Here is a 10,081-nt window from a genome sequence, read left to right on the forward strand (position 1 = left end):
CACGCTGAAAATAAAATTAAATCTAGCGCTTTACAACGCAAAATAGCACTGCTTATATATAAGCGCTTACTTATAAATATTGTTATACTCTTTTAAAAATATAAAACAGTAGATAGAATCCATATTATTAGTTAGCGCTTACTATATATTTCCAGATAATTACATTTACTATTCACTCAACACTGGCTTTGTTGCACAAACCTAGCCTATAAGGTTTATTCAGTCCTATAATTTCAAAATGAATAAACCTACTCCTAAAACGAATTAGGTCGTCCTCATACCCAAGTTGTCACTTGAATTCTGTTCAAATGAGCAGAGTGTTATCTTTTAAATCTTTGTGCAACAAAGCCATTGGACATTAATTAATGCGTATATTGATGCTGAATATGACCAACTTTAACAAACCGCCTTTTTATTTATTTTGCTTATAAATATTTTTCTAAGCATCTGTAATTTTGATATGGGCCTTAATTTAAATTATGATACTTGAACCTGTTAATCTTTTAAAATCCAAATAAAACCTTGTATATCAATATTATTGATATGCATTTAGTGCGACAAATTTTGTCTTTCTATTTCCAATTTTGCTGAAAAAACTTTAATTTTCGGTAAACTAGTCATGTTTTATTCATTTCATCGGACATGCATAACAATGACCCAAGTACAACTGCAACAATTACAAAAACAACTTTGGAATATTGCCAATACTTTGCGCGGCACCATGGGCGCCGATGAATTCCGTGATTACATTCTGGGTTTTATTTTCTTTAAATATTTATCAGAAAAATCGGTGAACTTTGCCAACGAATTGCTCGATGGCGAAGACCTCAGTTTTTTAGAGTTAGATGAAAATAATCCTGAGCATGTGCCATACATCGAAGAAATTAAAAAGAATGCCATTGCCGAAGTGGGTTATGCGCTCACTCCAAAACAGCTATTCCATACCTTAGCCGAGCGTGGTCGTCAGGGCGAATTCATTTTGGATGATTTAACTGCAACCTTAAAATCAATTGAACAAAGCACGTTAGGCACCGACTCTGCCGATGACTTTGCCAACCTGTTTGAAGATTTAGATCTAAACTCGACCAAGCTTGGCAATAATGCCAGTGACCGTAATGCACTGGTGGCGAAAGTCCTGAGTCATTTAGATGACATTGATTTTGATATTTCCAATACCGAAGCCGATGTACTGGGGGATGCTTACGAATACCTGATTGGTGAGTTTGCCTCAGGCGCGGGCAAAAAAGCGGGGGAATTCTATACCCCGCAAACGGTATCGACTCTACTGGCGAAGATTGTCACGCAAGGCAAAGACCGTTTACGTTCAGTCTATGACCCGACCTGCGGTTCAGGTTCGTTGTTGCTACGGGTAAAACGTGAAGTTAAAGATGTCGATATGATTTACGGTCAGGAAATGAACCGTACCACCTACAACTTGGCGCGCATGAACATGATTTTGCATGATGTGCATTTTGCAAAGTTCGACATCAAGCAGGAAAATACTTTAACCCGTCCGCAGCATTTAGATAAAAAGTTTGATGCGGTGGTGGCGAATCCGCCATTTTCTGCAAAATGGTCAGCCGATCCGTTATTTTTACAAGATGAACGCTTTGCTGCTTATGGCAAATTGGCGCCAAGTTCTAAAGCCGATATGGCTTTTGTACAGCACATGCTGTATCAACTGGATGACAATGGCACCATGGCGGTGGTGTTACCGCATGGCGTATTGTTCCGTGGTTCAAGTGAGGGCGTGATTCGTCAGTACTTGATTGAGCAGTTGAATGTGGTGGATACGATTATTGGTCTACCCGCCAATATTTTCTATGGCACCTCGATTCCGACCTGTATTTTGGTGTTGAAGAAAAACCGTGAGAATAGCAGCAACATTCTGTTTATTGATGCCAGCAATGATTTTGAAAAGCAGAAGAACCAAAACAAGTTATTGCCTGAGCATTTGGATAAGATTGTTGCGGCATTTGAAAAGCGTGAAAATATTGAAAAATATGCGCATGTCGCGACCTTGCAAGAAGTGAAAGATAACGATTACAACCTGAATATTCCGCGTTATGTGGATACCTTTGAAGCGGAAGCCGAGATTGATTTAGATGCGATTGCAAAACAGCTTCAAGCTTTGGAACAAGACAGCCAAAATACTGATGCCATTATTGCAGATTTCTGCAAAGAGCTAGGTATTGCTTCACCGTTTGCGGAGGTGAAGTAATGGCTGCGCCAAAATTAAGGTTTAAAGAGTTTGATGGGGATTGGAACAAAAATACTATTGGTAATTTTGTATTAAATTACAAAGGTGGTGCATCTCTAACACCAGCAGATTTTGTAGAATATTCAGATTGCGAAGTTATTCCTAAAAAAGCTATATCTTCTGGTGGATTACTTCAATTGGATAAAGTTGTTCCAACTTTTTGCACTCTTGAATTTTTTAATTCAAATCAAAATTATATTGTAGATAGTGAATATTTAATTACAACTCTACGAGATCTTGTGCCTAGTGGTCCAAGTATTGGTTATATCGTTAAATATGAAAGTAATAAGAAATATATTTTAGCTCAAGGTGTTTATGGATTCAGAATAAAAAATGATCTTAATAGAGATTTTTTAATCCAGTTCTCAAATACTTCTAAATTTAGACTACATATGCAATCTATCATGGTTGGCAGTACCCAAGTGCATATTAGAAATCAAGATTACTTTTCTACTGAGCTTTATACTCCGTCGTTACTTGAGCAAACCAAAATCGCATCTTTTCTTTCTACCGTGGATGAAAAGATTAGCCAACTCACGCAAAAACATGAGCTGCTGAGCCAATATAAACAAGGCATGATGCAAAAGTTGTTTAGTCAGCAAATTCGTTTTAAAGCGGATGATGGCAGTGAGTTTGGGGAGTGGGAGGAGGTTGCTTTAAGTAAGGTTTCTGATGTTCGGGATGGAACACATGATTCTCCGTCGTATGTTAAAGACGGTTATCCACTCATTACTTCAAAAAATCTTAAGAATGGGAAGCTTGATTTAACTGATATCAATTTAATTTCTGAAGATGATTATTTAAATATTAATAAACGTTCAGCAGTAAATATTGGTGATATTATTTTTGGGATGATTGGAACAATAGGTAATCCAGTACTTTTAAACTCAGATGGTTTTGCTATAAAAAATGTAGCACTCATAAAAGAGAAAGATGAACTTTTAAATATTTATCTAATCCATTATCTAAATAGTAGTTTTTTTGCTAAACAAGTAGCTTTGCTTAATGCAGGAAACACGCAAAAGTTTTTGGCTTTGGGACAAATTCGTTCATTATCAATTCATAAGCCACAATTAGCTGAACAAACCAAAATCGCTAATTTCTTATCAAGTATCGACCAAAAAATTGAAGTCGTGGCACAGCAAATTGAACAGGCCAAACAGTGGAAAAAAGGCTTGTTGCAGCAGATGTTTGTGTAGGGGAACCGAATGCAACTTTATCAAACCCAAGCACAGACATTACTAGAACTCACCGAAGATCCTTTTCGTTTGGAAAGAGAGATTCAAAGCCTGTTTGAAAGCAATCTTTACAGTTTTACAGGTCTGGAATTTATTAAATCTGAGTTTACGATTAAAAATAATCGTATCGATACTTTAGCTTTCGATCCCGAAAGTCAGGCGTTTGTAATTATCGAATACAAGCGTGAACGCAATTATAGCGTGATCGACCAAGGCGTTTCTTATCTGAATCTGATGCTCGACTATAAGGCAGATTTCATCGTTGAGTACAACGAGAACCAGAGTAAACAGCTTAAACGTCAGGATGTCGACTGGTCACAAAGTCGAATCATCTTTGTTTCACCGAGCTTTACCGACTTTCAAAAGCAGTCTACTAATTTTAAAGATTTGGGCATTGAGCTGTGGGAAATCAAACGCTATCAAGGTGGAATTGTTTCAGTCAATCCATTGCAGAAAGCCAAATCAGCCCCTTCAATCAAGCAAGTGCAAAAGGTTGACTCTGAAGATATTCAAAAAATTGCTAAAGAAATCCAGCAATATGATGAAGCCTATCACTTGGCGGATAAGTCCGATGACATCAAAGAGCTATATGAGCAATTCAGGGACTCAATTCTGGGCTTAACCACCGACTTAGAAGTTCATCCCAAGAAAATGTACATAGCCTTCCGTAAGGGTAAGCGTAACTATGTCTATATGAGTATTGGGACAAAGCAAATTCGTATATGGCTGAATATGCCTTTTAATCAACTGGATGACCCGAAACAGCTCGCGAAAGATGTTACCAATATTGGACATTGGGGCAATGGCGATTGTGAGGTGATCGTGTCAGATACAGAAAATTTAGAATATATCTTGAGTTTAATTAAACAAACATTGAAGTGAATAATTTAAGATTTTAGAGGGAAAGGAAATGACAGTACAAAGCGAATACCAACTTGAAAATGAACTGATGAGCCAGCTCAAGCAATTGGGATATGCTGCGGTGACCATCAAGGACGAAAGCCAACTACTGTCTAACCTCAAAACCCAGATTGAACGAGCCAATGGACTAGCATCCCTGTCAGAAACGGAATGGAAGCAGGTCATCAGTTTTTTAAACACAGGCACAGTGTTTGAGCGAGCCAAGAATCTGCGTGATCTGTTCCCAGTCAAATTTGATGATGGAACCAGCAAGCACATCTTTTTTCTGTCGGATGATCCAAGCAAGAACATCTATCAGGTCACCAACCAGATCACCATTGACCACCGTGATTATAATGGCCGCACCAGCCGTTTTGATGTAACCCTATTAGTCAATGGCCTGCCTTTGGTACAGATCGAGCTGAAAAAACGCGGCATGGAAATTGCCGAAGCTTTCAATCAAACGCAACGCTATATTCGTGAAGCCTATTGGGCTGGGCAAGGGCTATTTGGCTTTATCCAGCTGTTTGTGATTAGTAATGGGGCCAATACCCGCTATTACTCCAACGGCACCACAGGCATCGAGTTTGCCTTTCCATGGGCCGATGTCAGCAACAAACACATCAATGAAATTGTCGACTTTGCCGAAGCTTTTTTCAATCAGCAGCATCTGACCCAAATGCTGACTCAGTACATGGTGCTGCTAGAAACCACCAAAAGCCTGATGGTGCTGCGTCCCTATCAGACTTATGCAGTACAGAAAATTGTAGAGCATGTGCAAAACTCCAATCAGAACGGCTATATCTGGCACACTACAGGTTCAGGCAAAACCCTGACTTCATTTAAAGCCAGTCAGATCATCATGCAAATGCCTGATGTGGAAAAAGTTCTGTTTGTGGTCGATCGTAACGACCTCGATACGCAAACCTCACGCGAATTTAATGCTTTTAAAGCCGACAGCGTGGACAGCACCGATAACACATCGACCTTGGTAAAACAGCTCGATCAACGTCATGACAAACTGATTGTGACCACCATCCAAAAGCTCAATCGGGCCATCAGCACTGAACGTTATTTAGAATCGATTGATTATCTTAAAAATAAAAAAGTGGTCTTTATTTTTGATGAATGTCATCGCAGTCAATTTGGTGAGACCCATCAGAACATCAAAAAATTCTTCAGCAATGCACAAATGTTTGGTTTTACCGGTACGCCTATTTTTGAAAAGAACAGCCAAAGCAAAGCAGGTTTAAAACTGACAACAGATTACCTGTTTAATGAATGTTTGCATAAATACGTGATTGTCGATGCTATCCGCGACCGTAACGTATTGCAGTTCCAAATTGATTATCGGGGCAAATACACCGCCAAAGGCATGGCGACCAATGAAAGTTATGAGGAAGATGTAGAAGGCATCGATACCAAAGAACTGTATGACAACCCACAACGCCTAGAAATGATTGCCCGTTACATTGTCAATATTCACGATACCAAAACCCGTAATCGTGAATTTACCGCAATGTTCTGTGTCAGTTCGGTCGAAACACTGACCCAATATTACGACCTCTTTGAAAAGGTGCAGGCTGAAAAGCAAATTGAAGATGAAGCACAAGGTCGGATATTTAAACCGTTGACTATTGCAACCATTTTTTCCTATGCGGCAAATGAGGCTGTACCGACTGATGACTTAACTGGCTTGATTCACGAAGAAGCCGCAGATATTCCAAGTCAGGTCAATTCATCCAGTCGGGATAAGCTGGATTGCTACATTGCGAATTACAATCGACAGTTTAAAACCAACTACAATTCTGGTGATCAATTTTATGCGTACTACCGCGACATTGCACAGCGCGTAAAAAACAGACAGATTGATATTCTAATCGTGGTCAATATGTTCCTCACGGGCTTTGACTCTAAGCCGTTAAATACCTTGTATGTCGATAAAAACCTAAAATATCATGGCTTGATTCAAGCATTCTCACGCACCAACCGTGTCTATAACGATAAAAAACCATTTGGCAATATCATCTGTTTCCGCAACCTAAAACGTGCAACAGATGAAGCACTGGCGCTATTTTCCAATAAAGAAACGACCAAGATTGTACTTGTTCCCAGCTATGCGGAAATCGAACAGGATTACCAAGCAGCGGTGAGCAAATTGTTTGCCTTAACGCCCAATTACCAATCAGTCGATGATCTTGTCACTGAAGAACAGCAACTCGAATTTATTAAAGCTTTCCGTGAAGTGATGCGCTATAACGCGCAATTACAAACTTTTATTGAATACGATCAAGACCAAACACAACTCGATAAACAGCACTTTGCGAATTTTGCCTCTAAGTATGCTGACCTATGTCGTGCCGTTAGAAAGACCACCAAGAGAGACAAAGTATCGGTACTGGATGTTGTCGATTTTCAACTGGATTTACTGCATAGTGATCGCATTAATGTTGGTTATATCATCAACCTCCTACAACTAGTCGTGGATACAGACTCAGAGGACAAGCGTCAGAAGTACCAAGCGCAAATTTACGATTTAATCAGTAGCGATATTAGTTTGCACGATAAGCAAGACCTCATTCAAAAATTCATTGAAGAAAACATACCGAAGATGATCAATGGACAGAGCGTTCAAGATGCCTTTGCACATTTTTGGGATATCGAAAAAGAACGGGCTTACCAGCAGCTTTGTGAACAGGAAAATCTAAAGCCTGAAGTGATGAAAGAAGTTCTTGAACACTATGAATATACGAACCGTTTTCCACGTAAAGAAGAATTGAAAGACTTGCCAAACTATAAAGTAAAACTTTTTGAACGGGATAATGTCTTCACTAACTTGCTGGTCAAGACACGGCAGTTGATTGAAAGATTTTATACTGGTTTTAATTAAATAATACACATTCAAAGTGTGACTTTATTTCCAGAGGGCTTTGTTGCACAAACCTATCTGTAAAGGCTTTTTCAGCGATATAATTTTCAAATGAAGAAGCCTACACACAAAATCTACCGCACAACCAACTGGTCTTCCTATAATCGCGCTCTCATTAATCGGGGCAACATTTCCATTTGGTTTGATCCAAACACTCAGTGGTATGCACAACCACAAAACAAGCAAGGTCGAAATCAAACTTACGCCGATACGGCTATTCAATGCTGTTTAATGATTAAATCCTTATTCCGTCTATCTTTACGTATAGTCACTGGCTTTGTGCAAAGTCTGATTAAACTTTGCGGATTAAATTGGACCGCACCAGATTACACCACGCTTTGTAGAAGACAAAAGCATATTGATATTGTAATCAACTACCAAAAAAGTAGCGATGGGCTGCATCTACTCATGGACTCTACAGGCATGAAGTTTCTAGGTGAGGGCGAATGGAAGCGCAAGAAACATGGACCTGAATATCGTCGCCAATGGCGTAAACTTCATATTGGTATAGATGCTAAAACCCTACAAATACGAGCAGTTCAGCTTACAACCAATAATGTCAGTGATTCACAGGTGCTTGGTGATTTACTTGATCAGATTCCACAAGATGAGCAGATTGACTCTGTTTATACCGATGGAGCTTATGACACCAAGCAATGCCGTCAGGTCATTGCAGATCGACAAGCGCATGCAGTGATTCCTCCTAGAAAAAATGCAAGACCTTGAAAAGATACAAAATCACATTCTCAGGAGCGAAATGAATTACTTCGAACAGTTAAACGTTTAGGCAGAACACTATGGAAAAAATGGTCAGGCTATCATCGGCGAAGTTTGGTGGAAACCAAGATGCATTGCATCAAATTATTAGGGGATAAATTAACAGCAAGGAGTTTGCCTAGTCAGGTGAATGAGATTCATGTACGCATAGCAGTCTTGAATAAATTCACAGAGCTAGGTCGCCCTCATACCCAAGTTGTCACTTGAATTCTGTTCAAATGAGCAGAGTGTTATCTTTTAAATCTTTGTGCAACAAAGCCTATTCAGAACAACAATGATCATTACTTAATTAATGTTCTTCCCTCATGTGAGGGTTCACTTGCACTTTCTCATTTCAATAAACCTGGGTTTCGTCGATTTCTTGGATATTTACTCCTAAATAAAAACATAAGAGCTTCATATGAAAGCATCGCTCAACAGTGTCAAGCTTTTGAAAGAATTAATAATACAGTAAGAACATGGAACTTTAGTTTCATCCCGCCTAATTTAACAGGCATGAACATTGAAGCATATGGCTACTATGATAAGTTAACCAATACATTTAAGGTTAATGAAATCATTGGCTTTTCTGGGCTATCTACCCATATTGATAAGCCAGTTTATTTTTATCACGATAAATTTTCTAATGCCTCAAAAAAATCAAGTAATACCAGTACCATACCATCAAAGCCGAATCATGCAGAACCCAAACTCAATGATGAGGATGAAGCAACGCCTAGCAATAGACCCACTATTATAGATAGTCCAGCTACTTTATTTGATTTTGATGATCCATTTGAAACTAGAAAAATCGCAGATAAAACGGGCTCAAAAAACGCTATTATCGTGGATGATGCTAAAGAGTATATTGATGAATTAATTGGTGATGTAAATGCCGATGAACCAGGAATTGGCGGTACAGTTAAAGCTGGTGATTTTGAGGGTGCGAAGGATCAAACTGATGATGCCCATTTATATCTAGACCGTTTCTCCGCTTTTATGCAGATGCTTTATAAACTTGAGGAAAAGTATGGAATACAATATTCATTGACTTCAAAAATTTTGCCTACAGTACAGGGGTTTACTAAACATCTAAAGTCCGATAATAATCCACGCTGTATTGCTGAAGTACATTTTCTGCATCAAGGTCAGCATTTCATTTTACTCGAAGTTGATACATCCGATAATGCAAATCGTCTGTCAACACAATTGTTAACAATAAAAGATATGAATTGTTGGGAAAAAAATTATGAAAAAATTCGCAAATATATAGTTCAAAATACTCTTAACTGGCCAATTAGTTTCATTAAAGAAGTAGCAAGTCGTCAGGCTAGATTCAATCACCCACGTATTGATGAAGGACAACAAGTTGCTATTGATGACTTAGAAGGATGGGCAAAACGGATTTACGTAGGGTTAAATAAATAGATAAGCTTTGTTGCACAAAACTATTCCTAGTATCTTCTTCAGCAACATAATTTTCAAATGAAGAAACGAGAGTGTAAATAATTCTGTGTAAATACCGTTTTAAAAATACTTGGTTACACGCTCTTCAAACATGATACTAAAGCGATGCCATTAAACTTTCTCAGTCTTTTTTGACATAAGACCAGAATGATTCAATACCGTTGATGTGTGAGTTGCCTCCAGCAAATTCATTGTTACCATGAAAGACTATACCAAGCAAACAAAGGAAGCCACCTCAAATGGCGTACACTTTACTTTTAACTTTGGTTGATGTGTGCTGAAAAAACAGGAGGATTACCGCATTGAAATGGAAGCAACGACAATAGCCATTGCGGGAGAATCGGTTCGAATTCTATTGTGGCATTAATGTTGCTCGGATAGTGATATTTTAGTTCATCTATGAACTTAGTTGCATCATATGGGGGAACTTAGTTGCATCATATGGGGGCGTTATAAAAACAGAATTAAAATAAATTTTAAGTACACATAAAGCATGAGTATGATCCTAGAAGAGCCTGTAAATTATTTTGT

Annotated in this window: 4 protein-coding genes and 2 pseudogenes; all 6 read left to right on the forward strand. The window is 38.5% G+C overall.

Annotation, left to right across the window (positions count from 1 at the left end):
- Positions 1-652: 652 nt before the first annotated feature.
- Positions 653-2,221, forward strand: coding sequence for a type I restriction-modification system subunit M (locus AC056_RS16475; protein WP_017402507.1), 1,569 nt, complete (start codon positions 653-655; stop codon positions 2,219-2,221).
- On the forward strand, positions 2,221-3,459 hold the full coding sequence (locus tag AC056_RS16480) for a restriction endonuclease subunit S (RefSeq protein WP_000729930.1): 1,239 nt from the start codon (positions 2,221-2,223) through the stop codon (positions 3,457-3,459). The genes AC056_RS16475 and AC056_RS16480 overlap by 1 nt, the downstream gene beginning before the upstream one ends.
- A 9-nt stretch (positions 3,460-3,468) precedes the next feature.
- Positions 3,469-4,380, forward strand: a complete 912-nt coding sequence (locus tag AC056_RS16485) for a DUF5655 domain-containing protein (RefSeq protein ID WP_001177806.1) — start codon at positions 3,469-3,471, stop codon at positions 4,378-4,380.
- A 28-nt stretch (positions 4,381-4,408) separates the two neighbouring features.
- Complete coding sequence (locus AC056_RS16490) at positions 4,409-7,288, forward strand: type I restriction endonuclease subunit R (protein ID WP_057694468.1); 2,880 nt, start codon at positions 4,409-4,411, stop codon at positions 7,286-7,288.
- 90 nt (positions 7,289-7,378) lie between these two features.
- Positions 7,379-8,311: pseudogene (locus AC056_RS16495) on the forward strand (IS5 family transposase).
- Positions 8,312-8,365: 54 nt separating this feature from the next.
- Positions 8,366-9,511: pseudogene (locus AC056_RS16500) on the forward strand (Tn7-like element transposition protein TnsE); the annotation flags it as partial.
- Positions 9,512-10,081: the final 570 nt, after the last annotated feature.

Origin of the sequence: Acinetobacter genomosp. 33YU (genome assembly GCF_001990725.1) — a bacterium.
Classification (GTDB): Bacteria; Pseudomonadota; Gammaproteobacteria; order Pseudomonadales; family Moraxellaceae; genus Acinetobacter; species Acinetobacter seifertii.